At 65.6% G+C, this 19,492-nt stretch carries 20 protein-coding genes (1 of these 20 running past the window's edge); 11 read left to right on the top strand and 9 right to left on the bottom strand.

From position 1 onward, the window contains the following. Window positions 1–404 carry the end of a tetratricopeptide repeat protein gene (locus tag HOP03_12315; GenBank protein ID NOT88956.1) on the top strand. It extends 439 nt beyond the left edge of the window, so 404 of the gene's 843 nt are visible here — the last part of the coding sequence; its start codon lies beyond the left edge, outside the window; the stop codon is at window positions 402–404. A gap of 48 nt (window positions 405–452) precedes the next feature. On the opposite strand, the gene HOP03_12310 is transcribed toward HOP03_12315, so the two are convergent. Then, entirely contained in the window at window positions 453–644 is a 192-nt protein-coding gene (locus HOP03_12310; GenBank protein NOT88955.1) for a rubredoxin, read from the bottom strand. A 70-nt stretch (window positions 645–714) separates the two neighbouring features. Here HOP03_12310 and HOP03_12305 point away from each other — a divergent pair, with 70 nt between their 5' ends. Genes HOP03_12305 through HOP03_12295 form a run of 3 tightly spaced genes read left to right on the top strand, consistent with a single transcriptional unit; the run spans window position 715 to window position 3,855 of the window. Further along, window positions 715–1,395 carry a thiamine phosphate synthase gene (locus tag HOP03_12305; protein NOT88954.1) on the top strand — a complete coding sequence of 227 codons (681 nt, stop codon included), beginning with the start codon at window positions 715–717 and terminating at the stop codon, window positions 1,393–1,395. A gap of 40 nt (window positions 1,396–1,435) precedes the next feature. Beyond that, window positions 1,436–2,725, top strand: a complete 1,290-nt coding sequence (gene hemL / locus HOP03_12300; protein ID NOT88953.1) for a glutamate-1-semialdehyde 2,1-aminomutase — start codon at window positions 1,436–1,438, stop codon at window positions 2,723–2,725. After that, entirely contained in the window at window positions 2,722–3,855 is a 1,134-nt protein-coding gene (locus HOP03_12295) for a cystathionine gamma-synthase (protein ID NOT88952.1), read from the top strand. Before hemL ends, HOP03_12295 begins: the two co-directional genes overlap by 4 nt. Window positions 3,856–3,912: 57 nt before the next feature. Here HOP03_12295 and HOP03_12290 read toward each other — a convergent pair whose 3' ends face one another. From HOP03_12290 to HOP03_12270, 5 genes are all read right to left on the bottom strand, one after another. After that, window positions 3,913–4,632: a hypothetical protein gene (locus tag HOP03_12290; GenBank protein NOT88951.1), complete on the bottom strand. Its 720-nt coding sequence runs from the start codon at window positions 4,630–4,632 to the stop codon at window positions 3,913–3,915. Beyond that, on the bottom strand, window positions 4,599–5,018 hold the full coding sequence (locus HOP03_12285; protein NOT88950.1) for a lactoylglutathione lyase: 420 nt from the start codon (window positions 5,016–5,018) through the stop codon (window positions 4,599–4,601). The genes HOP03_12290 and HOP03_12285 overlap by 34 nt, the downstream gene beginning before the upstream one ends. A gap of 20 nt (window positions 5,019–5,038) precedes the next feature. Continuing rightward, window positions 5,039–5,857 carry an NAD(P)-dependent oxidoreductase gene (locus HOP03_12280; protein NOT88949.1) on the bottom strand — a complete coding sequence of 273 codons (819 nt, stop codon included), beginning with the start codon at window positions 5,855–5,857 and terminating at the stop codon, window positions 5,039–5,041. 61 nt (window positions 5,858–5,918) lie between these two features. Next, on the bottom strand, window positions 5,919–6,242 hold the full coding sequence (locus HOP03_12275; GenBank protein NOT88948.1) for a hypothetical protein: 324 nt from the start codon (window positions 6,240–6,242) through the stop codon (window positions 5,919–5,921). A gap of 30 nt (window positions 6,243–6,272) precedes the next feature. Next, the gene (locus HOP03_12270; protein NOT88947.1) at window positions 6,273–6,932 is read right to left on the bottom strand and encodes a serine/threonine protein kinase; all 660 of its coding nucleotides are present in this window, start codon (window positions 6,930–6,932) and stop codon (window positions 6,273–6,275) included. 74 nt (window positions 6,933–7,006) lie between these two features. Between HOP03_12270 and HOP03_12265 the strand changes: the two genes are divergently transcribed. Next, window positions 7,007–8,995 carry a phosphatase PAP2 family protein gene (locus tag HOP03_12265; protein ID NOT88946.1) on the top strand — a complete coding sequence of 663 codons (1,989 nt, stop codon included), beginning with the start codon at window positions 7,007–7,009 and terminating at the stop codon, window positions 8,993–8,995. Between the two features lie 3 nt (window positions 8,996–8,998). Here the strand turns inward: HOP03_12265 and HOP03_12260 are convergent, their stop codons facing one another. The 3 genes from HOP03_12260 to HOP03_12250 all read right to left on the bottom strand — a co-directional run bounded on the left by HOP03_12260 (window position 8,999) and on the right by HOP03_12250 (window position 11,654). Next, a complete protein-coding gene (locus HOP03_12260) occupies window positions 8,999–9,616 on the bottom strand; it encodes an ATP-dependent protease (GenBank protein ID NOT88945.1) in 618 nt (205 codons plus the stop codon). Continuing rightward, the gene (mpl, locus tag HOP03_12255) at window positions 9,579–10,955 is read right to left on the bottom strand and encodes a UDP-N-acetylmuramate:L-alanyl-gamma-D-glutamyl-meso-diaminopimelate ligase (GenBank protein ID NOT88944.1); all 1,377 of its coding nucleotides are present in this window, start codon (window positions 10,953–10,955) and stop codon (window positions 9,579–9,581) included. The genes HOP03_12260 and mpl overlap by 38 nt, the downstream gene beginning before the upstream one ends. A gap of 120 nt (window positions 10,956–11,075) precedes the next feature. Next, window positions 11,076–11,654, bottom strand: coding sequence for an adenylate kinase (locus HOP03_12250; protein NOT88943.1), 579 nt, complete (start codon window positions 11,652–11,654; stop codon window positions 11,076–11,078). A 130-nt stretch (window positions 11,655–11,784) separates the two neighbouring features. Between HOP03_12250 and HOP03_12245 the strand changes: the two genes are divergently transcribed. From HOP03_12245 to HOP03_12220, 6 genes are all read left to right on the top strand, one after another. Then, a complete protein-coding gene (locus tag HOP03_12245) occupies window positions 11,785–13,041 on the top strand; it encodes a 6-phosphofructokinase (GenBank protein ID NOT88942.1) in 1,257 nt (418 codons plus the stop codon). Between the two features lie 150 nt (window positions 13,042–13,191). Beyond that, window positions 13,192–13,818: a sugar ABC transporter substrate-binding protein gene (locus HOP03_12240; GenBank protein NOT88941.1), complete on the top strand. Its 627-nt coding sequence runs from the start codon at window positions 13,192–13,194 to the stop codon at window positions 13,816–13,818. Further along, window positions 13,818–15,407, top strand: a complete 1,590-nt coding sequence (locus HOP03_12235) for a hypothetical protein (protein NOT88940.1) — start codon at window positions 13,818–13,820, stop codon at window positions 15,405–15,407. Before HOP03_12240 ends, HOP03_12235 begins: the two co-directional genes overlap by 1 nt. Next, window positions 15,404–16,129 carry a polysaccharide biosynthesis protein gene (locus tag HOP03_12230; protein NOT88939.1) on the top strand — a complete coding sequence of 242 codons (726 nt, stop codon included), beginning with the start codon at window positions 15,404–15,406 and terminating at the stop codon, window positions 16,127–16,129. Before HOP03_12235 ends, HOP03_12230 begins: the two co-directional genes overlap by 4 nt. Window positions 16,130–16,148: 19 nt before the next feature. Continuing rightward, on the top strand, window positions 16,149–17,465 hold the full coding sequence (locus tag HOP03_12225; GenBank protein ID NOT88938.1) for a hypothetical protein: 1,317 nt from the start codon (window positions 16,149–16,151) through the stop codon (window positions 17,463–17,465). Window positions 17,466–17,468: 3 nt separating this feature from the next. Further along, window positions 17,469–19,292, top strand: coding sequence for a hypothetical protein (locus HOP03_12220; protein ID NOT88937.1), 1,824 nt, complete (start codon window positions 17,469–17,471; stop codon window positions 19,290–19,292). The last annotated feature ends 200 nt before the right edge of the window (window positions 19,293–19,492 follow it).

Below are 19,492 nucleotides of genomic sequence, written 5' to 3'. Positions count from 1 at the left end.
TGGATCCGTTCAATCGGGGGCGTCCGCTGAGTGCGGACGAGCTGCGGCAGCGCGCCCGGCCGCATTTCGGAGAAGACGTCCCCGACGATGCGCTGATGCAGGTCCTGACTCCGGCACCGCCACGGGCGATCCTGGTGCGGATGCTGCGCAACCTTCACGCGCTTTACACCGAGAACGGAGACTGGGCGCGAGGAGTGCGCTGCACCGACCGCATCCTGCGACTGGCGCCGGACAACGCGGAAGCCTTGCGCGACCGCGGTTTGGGCTATTCCGAATTGGGTCACCGGGCGGGTGCCCACCAGGATCTCGGACGTTATCTACAGCTCTATCCCGAGGCTGACGATGCCGACGCGGTCAGGCACCGGATCGTCGAGCAGGGTCGCGAACGCCAACGCCTGCATTGACCGGGCTGGCACCGCTGCAAGCCCGGCCTCCAGCCAAACCCGTGGTTCTCAGGCCATGGTCATCTCGAAATCGCTCTTGGTCACACCACAATCCGGGCAGCACCAGGTATCCGGAATGTCTTCCCAGCGGGTACCCGGGTCGATGCCCTCGTCCGGCAATCCCTTGGCCTCGTCGTAGATGAAGCCGCAGACGACACACATCCAGGTGCGGTAGGTCACAGGGGCAGCGGTCTCACTCATCGGATAATGTCCAGCATCAAGGGCCTGCGGCATTGTCCCATCCCGCGCCCACCGCCGGAAGCGTCGACCGATGAATTTTGCAGCCGAAAATATCGATACGATCACTGATCGAGCCACCGTCGGCGGCACCCGTCAGGGCGGGTCATGGTCGCGCGGCGTCTATCTGATCACGCCCGACGATGCCGACAGCGAGCGCCTGCTCGCGCGCGTGGATGCGGTGCTCGGGCATGCGGCACTGCTGCAATACCGCAATAAATCCGCGTCGCCCGCGCTGCGTCGCGTACAGGCCGAAACATTGAACGCACGATGTAAAGCGCACGGCGTCCCGCTGGTCGTCAACGACGACCTCGCGCTGGCAAGCGCCATCGGCGCCGATGGCGTGCACCTGGGGGAAGACGACCGCGACGCGGATGAGGCCCGCGACGTTCTGGGCCCGAGTGCGATCATCGGCGTGTCCTGCTACGACGATCTGGAACGCGCGCGCGCTGCGGCGGCTTCCGGAGCCAGTTACATCGCTTTCGGCGCGTTTTTCCCGTCCACCACCAAACCGAATGCCCGTCGCGCCACCGGGGACCTGCTGCGCGACAGCGCCGGCTTCGGTTTGCCACGAGTGGCGATTGGCGGCATCACCCCCGACAATGCGCGATCTGTCGTCGCGGCCGGCGCCGATCTGATCGCAGTGATCAGCGGCGTCTTCGACGCACCGGACCCGGTCGCAGCGATGCGCGCTTACCGCGCATGCTTCGATTGATCCGCACATGTTTGATTCCCCACTTGCCCACGAGATCACGATGAAAACCGACCGTTCGCACGACCTGTTCGCCCGCGCCCAGACGCTGATGCCCGGCGGCGTCAATTCACCGGTCCGCGCTTTCAAATCGGTAGGCGGCGAACCGTTCTTCGTCGAGCGCGCCGACGGTCCCTATCTGTACGACGCAGACGGCAACCGTTACATCGACTATGTCGGTTCATGGGGGCCGATGATCGCGGGCCACAACCATCCGGCGGTACTGGATGCGGTGATCGCCACCGCGCGCAACGGTCTGAGCTTCGGCACACCGAACCCGCTGGAAGTCACGATGGCCGAGACCATCACCGGCCTGATCCCGAGCTGCGAGATGGTCAGGATGGTCAATTCCGGCACCGAAGCCACGCTGTCCGCGATCCGCCTCGCACGCGGCGCCACCGGACGCACGCGGATCGTGAAATTCGAGGGTTGCTACCACGGCCATGGCGATTCCTTCCTCGTCAAAGCCGGCTCCGGCATGTTGACACTCGGCGTACCGAACTCGCCGGGGGTGCCGAAAGCGCTGGCGGACCTGACCTCGACGCTGACCTTCAACGATTTCGATGCGGCGACGCAGTTGTTCGACGCGATCGGTGCCGAAGTCGCAGCGGTCATCGTCGAGCCGATCATCGGCAACGCCAACTGCATCCCGCCGCGCGCGGGCTTTCTGCAGCATCTGCGCGACCTGTGCACGCGACACGGCACGATTCTCATCTTCGACGAAGTGATGACCGGCTTCCGGGTCGCGCTGGGCGGCGCGCAGGCGGTCTACGGCATCACGCCCGATCTCAGCACCTTCGGCAAGATCATCGGCGGCGGAATGCCGGTGGGTGCCTATGGTGGCCGCGCCGACCTCATGCGGCAGATCTCGCCGAGCGGCCCGATCTATCAGGCCGGCACGCTCAGCGGCAATCCGGTGGCGATGGCTGCGGGCCTGGCGATGCTGGGCCTGATCCGTGCGCCGGGCTTCTACGAAACCCTCGATGCACGCACTGCCGCGTTGTGCGCCGGGCTGGAAGCCGTCGCCGCCGAAGCGGGCGTGCCGTTCACCACCAATCGCGTCGGCAGCATGTTCGGTCTGTTCTTCACGTCGGAAAAAGTCGACACCTATGCCCAGGCGACTGCCTGCGACACCGCTGCCTTCAATCGCTTCTTCCACGCGATGCTGGAACGCGGCGTCTATCTGGCACCGTCGGCATTCGAGGCCGGGTTCCTGTCGATGGCCCACGACGATGACGTCATTGCAGCGACGATTGAAGCCGCGCGCGCGGCTTTTTCGGGGCTGCATGCATGAGTCCGCAGGTCTTTCGCCCTGAAACGCTTTCCGTCCACACCGGCAACGAATCCGACCCCGCGACCGGCGCGGTCGCAGCGCCGATCCATCTCGCCACAACGTTCCGCCACAGTGCCGACGGCGAACGCATCGCCGGTTACGAGTATCAGCGCGAGGGCAACCCGACCAACGACCGGCTGCGCGAAGCGATGGGCGCGCTGGAAGGCGGCGAGGAAGCCATCACCTTCGCGTCCGGCATGGCGGCAATGACCACGCTGCTGGAATGCCTGCCCAACGGTGCACGGCTGCTGATTCCCGACGACTGCTACACCGGACTGCGCATGCTCTGCGCCGAATATCTGCCGGAACGCGGCATCGAAACCATCACTGTCGACATGGGCGATCTCGACGCGGTGCGCGCGGCCTGCACGCCGTCGACCGCGATGGTGTGGATCGAAACGCCTTCGAACCCGAAGATGAAGATCAGCGACATCGGCGCACTGGTGGAGATCGGACACGCGGCCGGTGCGATCGTCGTCGCGGACAACACTTTCGCCACCCCGCTGCTGCAGCGCCCGCTGGCGCTGGGCGCCGACATCGTCATGCATTCGACCACCAAGTATTTCGGCGGCCACAGCGACGTGCTCGGCGGCGCGCTGGTGTTCGCGAAGAAAAACGAATTGTCCGCGAAAGTCGCGCATCGCCTGCACATCACCGGTGCGACGCTGGCGCCGTTCAGCGCATGGCTGACCCTGCGCGGCTGCCGTTCGCTGGGTGCGCGCATGGCGATGCACTGCGCGAACGCGCGCATGGTCGCCGAATTCCTGGCCACGCAGCCGCAGATCGAGCGCGTGAACTATCCCGGCCTGCCCTCGCACCCCGGCCACGCCGTCGCCGCGAAGCAGATGCGCGATTTCGGCGGAATGATGAGCATCGAACTGCGCGGTGGGCGCGAAGCGGCGTTGGCGCTGGCCTCGAATGTGAAGATTTTCACCAACGCCACCTCGCTTGGCGGCTGCGAATCGCTGATCGAACATCGCGCATCGGTCGAAGGCCCCAATCCGCGCTCGCCGCAGAACCTGCTGCGTATCTCGGTGGGGTTGGAGCATGTCGACGATCTGATCGGGGATCTACGGCAGGCATTGACCTGATAGCCCTCGCCCTACTTCGAGCGTCCTCTCCCGCAATGAGTGAGAGGAGAAGCATCATTATTTTTCGATTGAAAAACTGATGAAGCTATGGTCTGGAAAAGATTCTCCTAAAGCATCACGCAAACGTTCCGCCATTTCCGTATGGCTTATGATCGTCTTGTCCACTTGATCAATATAGTGACCGGTTAGGTCATGCAACAAAAAGAATGCTGATTCGCCCAAAGCTGCTCGTACTTGGACAGCAGTTACTTCCTGACCATTCATAACCCCACTCCTTTCAAGCGCAGGATTTACCTGTTCCAAATAAAATTTGGACCTTTCAGACTCAAGAGCAATCGATTGCTGAAATTTTCGCCTCTCGATTGACAGCTCTCCAAGCAATTCCGCTTGCCCTTTGGAAATCAAGAATTCAACAGACTCAATATCGATGTTGGTTTGAGGCGCGGGCGAGAACACAGGACGCATCAGTAGCATTCTTCCTGGCTCACTCCGATATGGATCGATCATCTGTCTTTTCGTATTCTCCAGCCAATTCAAATTATCTACCAGTTGGAACAGCACACGATTTCCAGACTCGGCCTGCGTATTGAGCTGTTTCTTTTCATCAAGTTTTTCCTGATACCTGAAAGCAAGCCATGCGCCTATAAAGGTGGCCGCCAGCGTTGCCACCGGCTCAAAAAAAGAAGAGAAATTGTCTCCGATCCATCCAAATGCCGTATTGATGTCGAATTCATAGCAATACATCACCACACCCCCGTATTCGCCATCGACGACCACGGCTCCTGCGGCGGCAGGTGGCCTTCCTGCAGCAGTTCGATCGAGATCAGGTCGGGCGAGCGCACGAAGGCCATGTGGCCATCGCGGGGCGGGCGATTGATGGTGTAGCCCATCGCCTGCAGGCGCGCGCAGGTGTCGTAGATGTTGCCGACACGAAACGCGAGGTGTCCGAAGTTGCGGGCGCTGCCGTAGTCCTCTTCCGAGCCCCAGTTGTAGGTGAGTTCGATTTCGGCATCGGGCGTTTCATCGGCGGCGAGGAAGATCAGGGTGAACTTGCCGCCGGCGTTCTCCATCCGTCGCGTTTCCTTCAGTCCCAGACCTTCGCAGTAGAAACGCAGCGAGGCATCGAGATCGCGGACGCGGACCATCGTGTGCAGGTATTTCATGGCGTGGCTCCGGGCGGGCGTCAGTCGAGAAAGAGATCGGGCAACAGCGGCTGCGAAGCATCGACCGCGTAGCCGGACAGATCGGTGATGCCGGCGTCGGCCAGGACATCGTCGTCGATCAGGAAACGGCCATGGAAGCCGGTGGCATCACGCACGAGCACGGCATGCGCGGCGTCGGCCATGATCGCGGGCTTGCGGCAGCGCGACACTTCGACGTCAGGAATCATGTTGATGGCATCGGTGGCGATGACCGTGCGCGGCCACAGCGCGTTGACGGCGACGCCACGAGGACCGAATTCGGCGGCCAGTCCCAGGGTGACGAAGCTCATGCCCATCTTCGCGAGGGTGTAACCGGTATGCGGTCCCCACCACTTCGGATCGAGATTCGGCGGCGGCGCCAGGGTGAGGATATGCGGGTTCGGCGCCTGCAGCAGATGCGGCAGACAGGCCTGCGCGCACAGAAAACTTCCCCGGGCGTTGACCTGTTGCATCAGATCGAAGCGTTTCATCGGCGTGTCGAGCGCACCGCGCAACCAGATCGCGCTGGCGTTGTTGATCAGGATGTCGATGCCGCCGAACGCATCGACCGTGGCCGCGACCGCGGCGCGAACGTCGTCCTCTTCGCGGATGTCGCATTTCAGCGCGAGCGCGGCGCCGCCTGCGGCTTCCACGGCCTCGGCGGCGCTGTGGATGGTGCCCGGAAGTTTCGGATTGGGCACCGACGATTTGGCTGCGATGGCGATATTGGCGCCATCGCGCGCGGCGCGCAGCGCGATGGCCAGACCGATGCCGCGCGATGCGCCGGTGATGAAGATCGTTTTACCTGCAAGCGTGGTCATCCGGAGTCCTTGGTGGTCGCGACGAAGCGCAAGTGATCGCTGTCGCAAGGGTTCGTAATGGCTAAGGCCGCGACAGCACGGTGCCGATCGTACAGACATCGGCACGGCACACTGCGGCGGGTCTGGGCACATCGACCGACCCGGCACAGTCCATCACGCTCAACGCCTTGTTGTTTTCGTGGACATACCAACGTTGGACGTCCGCCTCATGCCCACTGGCGACCGCCACCCAACCGTGGCAGGACAGATATGTCGTGACGCACTGTGCGTCGCGCTTGCAGGCCAGCCAGACGGGTTTTTCGATCTGCGTCTTCAATCTGTCCGCACAACCGGCCGTAGTGGCGGACATCATCAGGATCGGCAGGAAAAATATCGGTATCCGCATCGTCGCTCCGGTATCGGCAAGGCTTCGGGCTCAGGGCTTCGGCCCCTGCCCTTCGTTGTCTTCCCACTTCAGTATTGTCCGCGTGACGAAGCGGTACACCGGCTTGCCGGTGCGGAACCACAGGTCGCGCACCCACGAGCGGCGCTTCAGCAGCCGGCGCTCGATGGGGGTGATCGCATCCGGGCAATACATGCGCTTGTGCTTGAGCAGGTGGCGCAGATCCTCGCGCGCGAGCAGGCGCATCCAGCGCGACCGGGGGGGGCCGCAGACAGCGAGCTGGAAATCGATGATCGCGGGCGTGCCGTCGGCCAACACCAGCCAGTTGGCTTCCTTGGCCAGGTCGTTGTGCGCGAATCCGCACCGGTGCAGCGCCTGCAGGCGACGCCGCGCGAGCCGGAAATAGGCGAGATCGCCGCGCGGCGGGCGCTGATACATCGCTGCGCCATCGAGATAGCTCCTGTCGAGCCGTCGACCATCCCAGTTCAACAACTGCGGCACCGCTTCGGCGCCGAGCACCCGCTGCAGACCGCGTGCCTCGCGCCGCGCCAGCCACCATGCCGGCCATCGCAGCCACAGCGGCACATGGGCCAGATCGCGACGCACGAACAGACCGCGTGCGTCGCGCATCAGGGCGATGCGGCCGAAGCTGTCGGCTTTCAGTGCCTGGAGTTCGATGGCTTCGGAAGACATGCGGGAATTGTACGGACCCGTGGGCGTGGCCGCGCGGTTGGGGCACCGAGCGGGGCTCCTGCCATAATCGGCGGATGACGAGCGCATGGTTGGACACCACCACGAACTGGATCTCCGCGCACCCCGTGGCGGCCGGTGGCGTGATCTTCCTGATCGCGTTCTGCGATGCGCTGGCGGTGGTGGGGATCGTTGTCCCGGCGCTGCCGCTGCTGTTCGCGGTGGGCACGCTGATCGGTCTCGGGCACCTCGATGGTCCCTATGCATTGGCCTGCGCCGCACTCGGCGCCTTCGCCGGCGATGCCCTGAGCTATTGGCTGGGCCATCGCTGGGGACCATCGATGCGCGAGCATTGGCTGTTCCGCCGCTATCCGCAGTTCATCGATCGCGGCGAGCGGATGTTCCGCAAGCACGGCAGCAAAGGCATCGTGATCGCGCGTTTCATCGGCGCGGTGCGGCCGTTCGTGCCTGCGGTGGCCGGCATGCTGCGGATGCCGCTGCGTCGTTACATGCCGGCCAGCGCGGTCGCGGCCATGCTGTGGGCGGCCTGCTTCCTGGCGCCGGGTTGGATCTTCGGCGCGTCATACGACGCGGTGGCTGCGGTCGCCGATCGCCTCGTATTGGTGCTGTTGGCCCTGGTTGCGGTATTGGCCCTGGTCTGGGCGGTCGTGCTGTACACCTATCGATGGTTCGCCGGTCATGCCGATCGCCTGCTGGCGCGCGCACTCAAGTGGACGCGCGCGCACCCGCGCCTGGGACGGTATGCGGCATCGCTGATCCAGCACAAGCGCCCGGAATCGGCGGCGCTGGCGATGCTGGCGATGTGTCTGATCGGGATCGGCTGGGGCTGGTTCGCCCTGCTCGCGGTGGTGGTGACCCGGCGCGGGCCGCTGGCGATCGACCAGCAGGTGCATGCGGCGATGGCATCGCTGCGCAATCCGCTCGCCGACCGTTTCATGGCCGCGCTCGCGTCGTTGGGCGACCTGCATATCCTGCTGCCGGCGCTGGCGCTCGGTCTGGGCTGGCTGTTCTGGCGCCGCCGCTTCGCTGCGGCGCTGCATTGGCTGGCCGCGGTGGCGTTCGGTTTCGCCTTCACTGCGTTCCTTGCGCTGTCGGTGGAGATGCCGCGGCCACCGACCGCGCTCGACGGCTTCGGCTTCCCGTCGATCCCGGTGACGATGCTGACCATCGTATTCGGGTTTTTCGCGGTGCTGATCGCGCGCGAAATGCCGGGACGGCAGCGGGTGTGGCCGTATCTGGTGGCCGGCGTGGCAGTGGCGCTGCTCGGTTTCGCACGGTTGTATTTCGGCGCGCATTGGCTCAGCGATATCGTCGGCGGCGCGCTGTTCGGCGTTCTCTGGCTGCTGGTGCTGGGCATCGCCTACCGTCGCCACATCGGCCGATCGTTCTGGATGCGCCCGGTGGCCACCGTGTTCTATGTGAGCTTCGCGATCGCGGCGCTGTGGCACGCACCACGATCGATCGATGATGTGCTGGCGCAGTTCGCGCCGCCGCTGCCGACCCGGCAACTGGCGACCGAAGACTGGTGGCGCCGGGAGTGGCGCACATTGCCGGTGCATCGCAACGAACGCGATCCCGGTCGGCGCTGGCCGCTGGACGTGCAGATCGCGGGTCCGTTGACGCCGGTGCGCGCGCGGCTGCAAGCGCAGGGCTGGGTCTCGCAGCCGCAGGCGACCTGGGTGGCGACGCTGGGCCTGCTGGATCCAAAACGTCGCGCTGCGTTTCAGCCGGTACTGCCGGCCACGCTCGGTTCCGAGGCCGAAACGCTGCTGATGCGCCGCTCCGGCGCGCGCCCGGACACCGCCCATGTGCTGCGCCTGTGGCGCGCGCCCGCATTGCTCGACAGCGGCCAGCCGCTGTGGATCGGCACTACGCAGACGCTGCGTTTCGTGCGCCCGACGCCCGCCTTCGGCCTGTGGATGCCGCAGCCCGACGACGGCGAAACGCACGCACTGGTGAGCGCTGCCCTGGACGATCTGCAGCACGCCGAGTCGGAGCATCCGGATGGTGATCTGCCGGTGCTGCGCCTGCGCACTGGCAAATAGGCATCAGGGCATCAAAGCGAGCAGCCGGTCGAGCCGCGCGTGCGGGTCGTTTTCCTGCAGCAACATCTGCCGCTGCAGGTTGCTGAGCGGCAACAGTTCCGCCAAGCGCCAGCCGACCCACGCTGCATCGTCGAACCGCGATGGCGGCACTTTGGCGAACTCGCCGCCGGCCTGTTCGATCACCTGCTGCAGTACGCTGCCCAGCAAACCATGTTCGGGACGCAGTTCATCGTCGGGATCGGGGTCGCACCAGTCGACTTCGGCCACGACCAGTCCATCGCTGCGCGTCTGCGTCCGGCGCACCTGGAAACGCCGCGCGCCGCGCACGCGCAGCATCAACAGCCCGTCATCGGTGCTGCCGAAATCCTCGATCCGCGCCTCCGTGCCCACTGCGGCAGGCATCGCCGGCTCACCGGCTTCATCGCCGTCGAGGATCAGACAGATGCCGAAACCGGTACCGCTGCGACCGCAATCGCGGACGAGATCGAGATAACGCGTCTCGAAAATACGCAGTCCCAGCGTTGCGCCCGGAACCAGTACGGTCTGCAGCGGAAACAGCGGGAACGTATCGGCCACGACGCGATCAGCCCAACGCCGCGAGAAACCGACGCGGCGCACCATCGAAACCGCCGTTGGACATGAACACCACGTGGTCGCCCGGGTGCGCCAATGCGCGCAGCGTCGCGATCAGCGAATCGGCGGTCGGCGCGGTCCGCGCTTCGCCACGAATCGCAGCGATCACCTTGGTCGCATCCCAGGACAGCTCGGGGCGGTGCAGGAACACCACCGCATCGGCGATTTCCAACGACGGCGCCAGCGCATCGGCGTGCGCACCCAGGCGCATCGAATTGCTGCGCGGCTCCATCGCGACCACGATGCGCGCGCCGCCGACTTTCGCACGCAGGCCTTCCAGCGTCGTGCGGATCGCAGTGGGGTGATGCGCGAAATCGTCGTACACGGTGATGTCGTTGGCCACGCCCAGCACTTCCAGGCGGCGCTTGACGCTGCGGAATTCGGCAAGCGCGGGCATCACGCCCGCAGGATCGACGCCGACCGCATTGCACGCGGCCAGCGCCGCCATGCCGTTCAAGACGTTGTGGTTGCCCAGCATCGACCAGCGCACTTCGCCGACCGCGCGACCGGCGTGGAAGACCGCGAACGCGCTGCCGTCGTCGTGCAGCAGCCGCGCGCCCCACTCGAACGCATCGTCGGCCATGTCGCCGCGCAACAGGCCGAAACGTTCGACCGGCGTCCAGCAGCCCATCGCCAGCACTTCGTCCAGGCGCGGGTCTTCGCCATTGACGATCAGCCGACCGCGCCCGGGGACGGTGCGCACAAGATGGTGGAACTGGCGCTGGATCGCGGCGATATCGGGAAAGATGTCGGCGTGGTCGTATTCGAGATTGTTGAGGATCGCGACCAGCGGCCGGTAGTGCACGAACTTGCTGCGCTTGTCGAAGAACGCGGTGTCGTATTCGTCGGCTTCGACCACGAATTCGCGGCCGGTGCCGACGCGCGCGGAGACGCCGAAATCCTCGGCGACACCGCCGATCAGGAAGCCCGGATCGCGGCCGGCGCGATCCAGCAGGAAGCTGAGGATGGTCGTCGTCGTGGTCTTGCCGTGGGTGCCGGCCACCGCCAGCGTGTCGCGACCGGGCAGTACATGCTCGCGCAGCCAGGCCGCGCCCGAGGTGTAGTGCAGGCCGCTGTCGAGCACGTATTCGACCGCGGGGTTGCCGCGCGACAGCGCATTGCCGATCACGATCTCGTCGCAGTCGGCGGAGATGTTCTCCGGCTTGTAGCCCTGGCTCAGCGCGATGCCGAGGTTTTCCAACTGCGTGGACATCGGCGGATACACCGCCTGATCGCTGCCTTCGACCGTATGGCCGTGCTCGCGCGCGAGCGCGGCGACGCCGCCCATGAAGGTGCCTGCGATGCCGAGAATATGAAGCTTCAAGATTCGATCACTCTTCAAGAATTGCTGATTGTTCGCCGAAGCGATTCGCGTTCGGCGCATCCGCCCATCATCCGGCCTTCGGCCACCGTCTCCCCGCGATCACGAGGAGAAGGGAGGCAAGCTTCAACCGACTTCCGTACCTACCGAAATCGCCTCCACGATCCGCGTGAACACCTCGTCCATCGAGCCTTCGCCGTGGACGGCTTTCAGCACGCCGTGCTGGCGATAGAAGTCGATGACCGGCGCGGTCTGGTCGTTGTAGATATTGAGGCGGTTGCGGACCGATTCCGGATTGTCGTCGGCGCGGCCTTCGGCCTGGGCGCGACCGGCGAGGCGGTCGACCAGTTTGTCGGTATCCACTTCGAGCTGCACCGCGTGGTCCATCGGCTGGCCGATGCGGGCGAGCAGTTTGCCCAGCGCGTCGGCCTGGACAAGGTTGCGCGGATAGCCGTCGAGGATGAAACCATTGGCGACATCGGCGCGCGACAGCCGGGCTTCGAGCATGCCCAGCAGGATCTCGTCCGAAACCAGATCGCCGCGGGCCATGACCGCCTTGGCCTGCAGTCCGAGCGCCGAGCCGGCCGCGACTTCGGCACGCAGCAGGTCGCCGGTCGAGATGTGCGGCACCTGCAGGTGTTCCTTCAATCTTGTCGCTTGAGTACCTTTGCCCGATCCCGGGGCGCCGAGGAGGACCAATCGCATCGCATGCTCCTGAAGAAGAGAAACTTAAGGCCGCGGCGCTACACTCGTCCGCCCGGCGCGTCCTCCCCAGCTTAACCGCTCCCGGCCCGCGCCCCAACCCGTCTACGACCAATCGCTGAGTCCACCACCCATGGCATCCGGAACCCTGCTTTACGCCCAGTCCGGCGGCGTCACCGCCGTCATCAACGCCTCCGCCTCGGCAGTCATCACCGAGGCCCGCGCCCGCAAGGTCAAGGTGCTGGCGGCCCGCAACGGCATCCTCGGCGCGCTGCGCGAGGACCTGATCGATACCTCGAAGGAATCGGCCGCAGCCATCCGCGCCCTCGCCCACACCCCGGGCGGCGCCTTCGGCTCCTGCCGCTTCAAGCTCAAATCGCTGGAGCAGGACCGCGCGAAATACGAACGCCTGCTGGACGTGCTGCGGGCCCACGATGTGCGCTGGTTCCTCTACAACGGCGGCAATGATTCCGCCGACACCGCCCTCAAGGTTTCGCAGCTGGCGGCCGGGTTCGGCTACCCGCTGACCTGCATCGGCGTGCCGAAGACCATCGACAACGATCTGGCCGTGACCGACTGCTGCCCGGGTTTCGGCTCGGCTGCCAAGTACACGGCGATTTCGGTGCGCGAGGCCGCTTTCGATGTCGCCGCGATGGCGGAAACCTCCACCAAGGTCTTCGTCTACGAGGCGATGGGCCGCCACGCCGGCTGGCTGGCTGCCGCCGCCGGCCTTGCCGGCAACGGTCCGGACGAAGCGCCGCACCTGATCCTGTTCCCGGAGCGCGCCTACGACGAGGCCGACTTCCTGGCCAACGTGAAGAAAGTGGTCGCGAAGGTCGGCTACTGCGTGGTCGTCGCCTCGGAGGGCATCCGCACCGCCGACGGCACCTTCGTCGCCGATGCCGGCGGCGGCAAGGACGCCTTCGGCCATACCCAGCTCGGCGGCGTCGCCTCGTACCTGGCCGGCAAGGTCAAGGACGAACTCGGCTACAAGGTCCACTGGACCCTGCCCGACTACCTGCAGCGCTCGGCACGCCACATCGCCTCCAAAACCGACCTCGACCAGGCGATGGCGGCCGGCAAGGCCGCCGTGCAGTTCGCGCTGAAGGGCCAGAACTCGACGATGCCGGTGATCAAGCGCACCTCGAACGCGCCGTACCGCTGGAAGATCGAGGCCGCACCGCTGGAGAAGGTCGCCAACCACGAGAAGGTGATGCCGGCCAACTTCCTGCGCAAGGACGGCTACGGCATCACCGCCGCCGCCCGCGCTTATCTGGAACCGCTGATCCGCGGCGAAGCTCCCCCGCCGTATGGCCGCGATGGCCTGCCGAAGTATGTGACGCTGAAGAATGTAGCGGTGAAGAAGAAGCTGGCGGCCTGGGAAGGCTGAGGACGTCCACGCATCGACAGGTGGTACCAGGAAGGCCGCATTCGCGGCCTTCTTTCCGATGTGCCTCGCATGCTGAATCGTTGTATTTTGTGACTGGCCTCATGTTTCTCTGATTCCCGTTACAATTCAACGCAATAACAGGGGGACAGAATGCTAACGATCCGATGCGTCTGGGTGCTGTGCCTGTCGCTCATCCTGACCGGTTGCGCCACCACCGGGGCTTCCACGGCCGGTGCCCCGCCCACCGACGCAGCGCGAGCCCAGGCCGTGGATGCCTACCGGATCGGCGTGGACGATCAGGTCCAGGTCGCCGTCTGGCGCAATCCCGAATTGGGCATCACCGTGCCGGTGCGTCCCGACGGGATGATCTCGGTGCCATTGATCGGGGACGTGCTCGCCGGTGGCCGCACCCCGCCGGAAGTCGCCAAGGACATCCAGGACAAACTGTCGGCCTATGTGCGCGACCCGCAGGTCGCGGTGATCCTCACCCAGTTGCGCAGCCACGAATATCTGTCGCGCGTGCGCGTGACCGGCGCGGTGCGGCAGCCGGTGTCGGTCCCGTTCCGCCCCGGCATGACCGTGCTCGACGCGGTGCTTGCGGCCGGCGGCCTGACCGAATTCGCCGCGCCCGACCGATCCGAACTGCATCGCAAGTCCGGGGAAGGCGCACGCGCCTACGAGATCAAACTCGATCGCATCCTCAATCGCGGCGACCTCACCACCAACTATCCGGTCGCGCCCGGTGATGTGATCACGGTGCCGGAGCGGACGTTCTGATGAATGCCCCGCTTCCGGCCCGACGCACGCCGAACGCGCGCGCGGGCGCGCAGACGCAGGCCACGATCGGCCTGGGCGATCTGATTCCGATCCTGCTGCACGAAGCGCGCCGCTACCAGGTGGTGCTGACGTCGATCTTCGCCGCGATCGCGCTGATCGCCCTGCTGGTCGGCCTGTTCCTGCTGCCTCGCAAATATGTGGCGACAACGTCGGTGCTCGCGCAGGAAAGCGACATCCTGCAGCCGCTGCTGGAAAACCGCGCGGTGTCGACGCAGGCGGTGGATCGCGCCGGACTGGCGCGGCAGGTCGTGTTCAGTCCCAAGGTCATGCGCCAACTGCTCGCGGTCGGCGGATGGATGGACGAAAAACCATCGGCCGTCATGCAGGACCGGCTGATCGAACAGTTGCGCGATCGCACCCTGATCAAGAGCGCGCGCAAGGATCTGGTCCAGATCACCTACACCGACAACGATCCCGAGCGCGCGTACAAGGTCACCAGCGCGATGGCGGATCTGCTGATCGAGGAAAGCCTGGCCAGCAAGGAACGCGAAAGCCGCGAGGCCTACGAATTCATCGACAAGCAGGTCAACGATTATCACGACAAGCTCACCGAAGCCGAGAACAATCTGCAGGCTTATCGCTCCGCCAACGCGGATGCGCAGCCCGGCAGCGTCACCGACGTCAGCACCCGCATCGGCGCGCTGCGCACCCAGGTCGAACAGACCCGGATGAGTCTGATGGAACTGCGGTCGCGCGAGGAGGCGCTGTCCGCACAGCTGTCGGGCGAATCGGCGGTGACCGCGGTGCAGACGCGCGAAAACCTCTATCGCACGCAGTTGCTGGACTTGCAGAACAAGCTCGACACCTTGCTGTTGAGCTTCACCGACAAGCACCCCGACGTGGTCCGCATCCGTCATCAGATGGCCGATATCCAGGACACGATGAGGCAGGAAGAACTGCGCAGCAGCCAGCCGCGCACCGGCGACGAAGCCTCGGAAGCGCGGGTCAATCCGCTGTATCAGGAACTGCGCAGCCGGCTGGCGGATACGCGCCGCGAAATCGCCGCGATCCAGTCGCGCATGGGCGCATCCGAAGGCCTGCTGGGCGATGAACTGGGCCGCAGCCGGCGGATCGCCGCATCCGAAAGCACGCTCGCGGAACTCACCCGCGATTACGAAGTGAACCGCGACATTTACCAGGACATGCTGCGCCGGCGCGAGAACGCGCGGGTGTCGATGCAAATGGACAAGGAGCGTCGCGGACTGACGATGCGCATCCAGGACCCGGCGCAGATGCCGGTACGCCCGACCGGCCTGCGTTTCATGCATTTCGCGCTGGGCGGCCTGGCCGCTGCGGTCGCGGTGCCGCTGGGGCTGCTGTTCCTGTTGGCGCGCTTCGATCCACGGGTGCGTTCGCCGAGCCAGCTCGAACGCCAGGGCCACTACGCGCTGCTCACGGTCGTGCCGCGCTATCGCACGCCGCGCGATCGTCGACGCGAGTTGATGCGCATGGCGGTCAGCGCTTCGATCGTCTGCGCGGTCGTGCTCGCCTACGGCCTGGTCTACGGTTACAAGCAGATGCACGCATGAACGACCGCCACGACAACGACGCGCGGACCGCTTCGCAATCGCTGAGCACGACGCGCCAGGAGCAGGCGCTGACCACGCGCCAGCTTGAAGAACGCCGGCTGATCCATCGCCAGGAATCCGTCCGCGTGCACGCGGACGCCTTTCGCGAACTGCGCACGCGGCTGCTCGCGCTTGGCGGCAACGGCAGCAGTTTCGTCACGCTGGTGGCGCCGGTGCGCCACGGCTGCGGCGGCAGTTATGTCGCGCGCAATCTGGCTGCGGCGTTCGCGTTCGACGACACGAAACAGGCGCTGTTGATCGATTGCGATGCGACCCACCCGGCGCAGGGCGATGCGCTGAAGGTCGCTGCCGAGCATGGCGGACTGATCGATTATCTCGAGAACGACGCGGTCGCGATGCGCGATATCGTCTACGCCACCGGGGTGCCGCGACTGCAGCTGATCCCGGCCGGCCGCATCCGCGAAACCCCGGGCGAAAGCTTCAGCTCGCTGCGGATGCGCGCGCTGATCGACTCGCTGCGCACCCATCACGGCAACCGCCATCTGATCCTCGACGGCTCGCCCGTGCTCGGGTCGCCGGATGCGCGGATCCTGTCCGATCTCGCCGATCTGGTGGTGCTGGTGGTGGGTTACGGCCAGGTCGCGCCCGATGCCATCGACAAGGCCGTCGCCAGTTTCCCGCCGGAGAAATTCGCCGGCGTCGTCTTCAACCAGCGTCCATGACCGGATGACGGGAGGTCGCATGTTTCGTCGCCGGCTCCATCTTCTCCTGATCGGTGCGACGGTGTTGATGGCCAGTCCGCACACCGCATACGCGCTGCGCATCGATTACATCATCGATTTCACCGCGGAACACAGCAACAACCTGCTGCTGACGCCGGACGATCCGGTCTCGCTCACGGTGCTGCGACCGGGCGCGAGCTTCGACATCGCTCACGAGTCCTCGACGCTGCAGACCCACATCAGCGGTCGCGCCGAATATCGCCACTACGGCGACAGCCGCTTCGACGATACCGTCGACGGCGCTTTGACCGGTCGCGTGAACTGGGTCGCGATTCCCGAGCGCCTCAGTTTCAGCGTGGTCGACAGCCTCGCGCTGCAGCCGGTCGATACGCTGGCTCCGGATACGCCGGGCAATCGCCAGCAGGTCAACGTGTTGGCCGCCGGGCCGACGCTGAGTTTCGATTGGGGCGCGGGCTGGCGCGGCGCGACCGAGTTGCGCTACGTGCGCAGCGAGGCCGAGGTCACCGACCAGTTCAATTCGAACCGCATCGATCTGGCGCTGCGCGCGATCAAACCGATCAGCGCCACCAGCCGCCTCGCGTTCAACGCGCAGACGCAGCGGGTCGATTTCGAGGACGATGCCACCGCGCGCGATTACACGCGATCCGCCCTGTTCGCGCGCTACTCGCGCACGCTCAACCGCTTCGATCTCGCGATCGATCTGGGTTATTCGCGACTCGACTATCGCCGTTCCTTTCCCGGATTGGCCGGCGCTCGATCCGATCCGTTGCTGCGCGCGGAGCTGGGCTGGCGGCCCAACGCGAGCCATCGCCTCGGCCTGCGTTTCAACAGCGAATTCTCCGATGTCGCCGCCGACAGCCTGGCCAACCTCGGCGAGGGCAGCGAACTGCCGACGGAAATCGTCACCGGCGAAGCGGTCGTCAACGCCTCGCCCTACCTGCAACGCCAACTCGAAGCCGATTACGCCTTCACCGCGACGCGCTGGACCTTCGGCGTCACGCCGTATGTCGGCCGGCGGCGTTACGAGGACATCGGCACCTTCGACCAGAACGATTACGGCACCAGCATCGAAGCGAGCTGGCGCGCACGGCACAACCTGCGCCTCGGCGCCACCGCTTCGCTGATCCACATCGATTACGTGAACCTGGACCGCCAGGACGAAACCCGTCGCTATGGCGGCCACGTCCGCTACGACTGGGCGAAACACTGGAGCGGCACGCTCTCGCTCGCCCGTTACGAGCGCCACAGCACCGCACCCGGCCAGAACGCGGACCAGAACGTCGTCGGCATGACCATCAGCTACCGCAACCGCTGAACCATGAGCGCCGGCGTCGCGCCCCTGTCTCCACTGCAGCGATTCGTCGCGTATGCGGTCGTGACCTGCCTGTGGCCGATCTCCCTCGTCGCGTGCGGTCAACAGCAGTCCGCCCACGCCTCGGCGGCCAGTACCGAAGCCGGCACCGAAAACGGGAACGCCGCAGTCGCATCGCACGCGCCGCTGGCGCCGATCTCCGCCGGCATTCCGCTCGACCTGGGCTATGTCGACCGCACATCGCCGGCGTTCGCGCGTTTCCGCCGCTGGGTCGACAGCGCGGTCGCGGGCGATCCCGGCTACGCCTTCTCCGCCTACGATGCCGCGCTGTTGTACCGGCTGGATCCGCAGAAGAAATACTGCACGCTCGCGATAACGATGATCGAGCGCGAAGTCGAAGACGCCGAAACCGCGATCGCCGACGGTCGCGCGCCGGACATCGCCGGCGACTCGTATCTCGATGTCGGGCCGCGCATCGCCGCACTGTCGATGACGCTCGATGCCTGCAAAGCGGACATCGGCGACGCGCAGCGCGCACGCTGGTCGGCCTACGCCGAGCAGGCGGTGTGGAACGTCTGGCACTTCCTGCGCGCGCACTGGGGTGGACGACCGCGCCCATGGACCGGCTGGTCGGTCGACAACCCGGGCAACAACTATCACTACAGCTTCATCGAAGCGACGCTGTACTGGGCGCTGGCCAGCGGCAACAACGACTGGATGCGTTTCCTGCACGAAGAAAAAATCCCGCCGCTGAAGGCGTACTTCGCGACGTTGCCCGGCGGCGGCAGTCTGGAAGGCACCGGTTACGGCGCCGCGCACATGCGCCTGTTCGCGCTGTACCGGCTGTGGCGCGACGCCACCGGCGACGATATCGCCAACGCCAATCCGCATGCGGACCACAGCATCGCGTATTGGGTGCATGCGACGGTTCCGACCATGGACCGCTTCGCACCGATCGGCGACCAATCGCGCAGCTCGATCCCGGAGATCTACGATTACCACCGCCGGCTGGTGCTGGAAGCGCGCGCACTCGGCAGGGATCCCGATTCGCGGGCACTGGCATCGTGGTGGCTGCATCGCATCTCGATCCCGAAGATGAGCAACGGCTTCAACACGCTGCACGATCTGCTGCCGGCCGGCGACGCCGATGCGCCCGCGCCCGACACCCTGTTCCATCACGCCGAAGGCACCGGCCATCTGTTCGCGCGCAGTGGCTGGGACAAGGACGCGATCTGGCTGGCGTTCGTCGCCGGACCCTACAACGAAAGCCACGCGCACCAGGAACAGGGCGGCTTCACCCTGTTCGCGCGCGATTGGCTGACCGTGACCGAGAACATCTGGACCCACAGCGGCATCCAGCAGGGCACCGAAACCCACAACGTGCTCCGCTTCGAGCGCGATACGGCCGGTCAGCGGGTGATCCAGCAGCATCAACCCGGCACTTCGCGGATGACGGTCACGCCCGGTGCCGACGGGGCCCTGCGCGTCGATGCCGACCTCACCGGCGCCTACGACGGCGACGCGCCGGTACGGCGCTGGACCCGGACCCTGGACTTCGCCGACCGCAAGCTGCAGGTGGAAGACCGGTTCTCCATCGCTCCGGGCCATCGGGCGGTGTTCCAGCTCAACCTGCCGGCCGAGCCCAGGATCGACGGGCAGACCGCCATCGCCGGGCGGCTGCGCGTGCGGGTGATCGCCCCGGCGACTGCCAGCATCACCAAACTCGACTGGCGCAGCGTCGACAGCGGGGAATTCCGCAGCGGCTGGCGCCTGGATATTGCCGGCGGAACAGGGACTTACGTCGTGGAGCTTGAAGAAGCTTCAAACTGAACGTTTGCTGACCAGGGTCCTCGACGGCGTTCACATTTTGCCCTGATGGCCGACACGAGAGTCCGGCAGGTCACACTTCGCCCCCATCGCCGACACCATACTGTGATCCGGTCGCCCCGTTCAGGTTCGGGCTGCCACGTACGACGCGCTGCACCCGGGTCCGGACGGGGTGCATCAGGGGGCGCGACCGACCGAAATAT

Source organism: Lysobacter sp., assembly GCA_013141175.1.
Taxonomy (GTDB): domain Bacteria; phylum Pseudomonadota; class Gammaproteobacteria; order Xanthomonadales; family Xanthomonadaceae; genus Lysobacter_I.
This window is presented reverse-complemented; position numbering and strand designations above follow the sequence as displayed.

Excerpts from the sequence above, each read along its gene's own strand:
- HOP03_12310 (NOT88955.1), bottom strand. The coding sequence starts at position 644 with ATGAGTGAGACCGCTGCCCCTGTGACCTACCGCACCTGGATGTGTGTC.
- HOP03_12305 (NOT88954.1), top strand. The coding sequence starts at position 715 with ATGAATTTTGCAGCCGAAAATATCGATACGATCACTGATCGAGCCACC.
- hemL (NOT88953.1), top strand. The coding sequence starts at position 1,436 with ATGAAAACCGACCGTTCGCACGACCTGTTCGCCCGCGCCCAGACGCTG.
- HOP03_12295 (NOT88952.1), top strand. The coding sequence starts at position 2,722 with ATGAGTCCGCAGGTCTTTCGCCCTGAAACGCTTTCCGTCCACACCGGC.
- HOP03_12285 (NOT88950.1), bottom strand. The coding sequence starts at position 5,018 with ATGAAATACCTGCACACGATGGTCCGCGTCCGCGATCTCGATGCCTCG.
- HOP03_12280 (NOT88949.1), bottom strand. The coding sequence starts at position 5,857 with ATGACCACGCTTGCAGGTAAAACGATCTTCATCACCGGCGCATCGCGC.
- HOP03_12275 (NOT88948.1), bottom strand. The coding sequence starts at position 6,242 with ATGCGGATACCGATATTTTTCCTGCCGATCCTGATGATGTCCGCCACT.
- HOP03_12270 (NOT88947.1), bottom strand. The coding sequence starts at position 6,932 with ATGTCTTCCGAAGCCATCGAACTCCAGGCACTGAAAGCCGACAGCTTC.
- HOP03_12265 (NOT88946.1), top strand. The coding sequence starts at position 7,007 with ATGACGAGCGCATGGTTGGACACCACCACGAACTGGATCTCCGCGCAC.
- HOP03_12260 (NOT88945.1), bottom strand. The coding sequence starts at position 9,616 with ATGGTGCGCCGCGTCGGTTTCTCGCGGCGTTGGGCTGATCGCGTCGTG.
- HOP03_12250 (NOT88943.1), bottom strand. The coding sequence starts at position 11,654 with ATGCGATTGGTCCTCCTCGGCGCCCCGGGATCGGGCAAAGGTACTCAA.
- HOP03_12245 (NOT88942.1), top strand. The coding sequence starts at position 11,785 with ATGGCATCCGGAACCCTGCTTTACGCCCAGTCCGGCGGCGTCACCGCC.
- HOP03_12240 (NOT88941.1), top strand. The coding sequence starts at position 13,192 with ATGCTAACGATCCGATGCGTCTGGGTGCTGTGCCTGTCGCTCATCCTG.
- HOP03_12235 (NOT88940.1), top strand. The coding sequence starts at position 13,818 with ATGAATGCCCCGCTTCCGGCCCGACGCACGCCGAACGCGCGCGCGGGC.
- HOP03_12230 (NOT88939.1), top strand. The coding sequence starts at position 15,404 with ATGAACGACCGCCACGACAACGACGCGCGGACCGCTTCGCAATCGCTG.
- HOP03_12225 (NOT88938.1), top strand. The coding sequence starts at position 16,149 with ATGTTTCGTCGCCGGCTCCATCTTCTCCTGATCGGTGCGACGGTGTTG.
- HOP03_12220 (NOT88937.1), top strand. The coding sequence starts at position 17,469 with ATGAGCGCCGGCGTCGCGCCCCTGTCTCCACTGCAGCGATTCGTCGCG.